At 67.6% G+C, this 401-nt stretch carries 1 protein-coding gene; it reads left to right on the plus strand.

The features are described from left to right. Nucleotides 1-99 precede the first annotated feature (99 nt). Nucleotides 100-401: hypothetical protein (locus FJV41_RS56370; protein ID WP_141649684.1), on the plus strand; the 302-nt coding region annotated here is incomplete at its 3' end.

Consider the following 401-nt stretch of genomic DNA (forward strand, 5'->3'; position numbering starts at 1 on the left):
AGGCAACCCCGTGCCGGTCGCCTATGGCGGCCATGACACCAAGGGCATGTTCATCGGCTCGGCCGTGATCAGCGGCGGCATCCTGGCGGAGGACCAGTTTTGAATCAGACCACTCATCCCACGCCGCGCACGCGCGGCGCAGCCACGCCAGTGCTGGCGGGTGCCAAGAAGGGCGCGAGTAACGCCCGAACCCCGGTCGAAACCGCCGACAGCCTGCACTCGATGGCGGTGGCCCGCATCATCGACCTCGCCAGCGAGGGCGAGATCCGTGGCCTGGTTGCCGGCAAGCAGTCGATCTACCTGGACCAGGTGCCGATCGAGAATCCGGACGGCACGCTGAACTTCTCCGGCGTGGACGTGCAGACGCGCTCCGGCACCCAGGACCAGGAGCACATCAGCGG

The organism is Myxococcus llanfairpwllgwyngyllgogerychwyrndrobwllllantysiliogogogochensis (assembly GCF_006636215.1).
Taxonomy (GTDB): Bacteria; Myxococcota; Myxococcia; order Myxococcales; family Myxococcaceae; genus Myxococcus; species Myxococcus llanfairpwllgwyngyllgogerychwyrndrobwllllantysiliogogogochensis.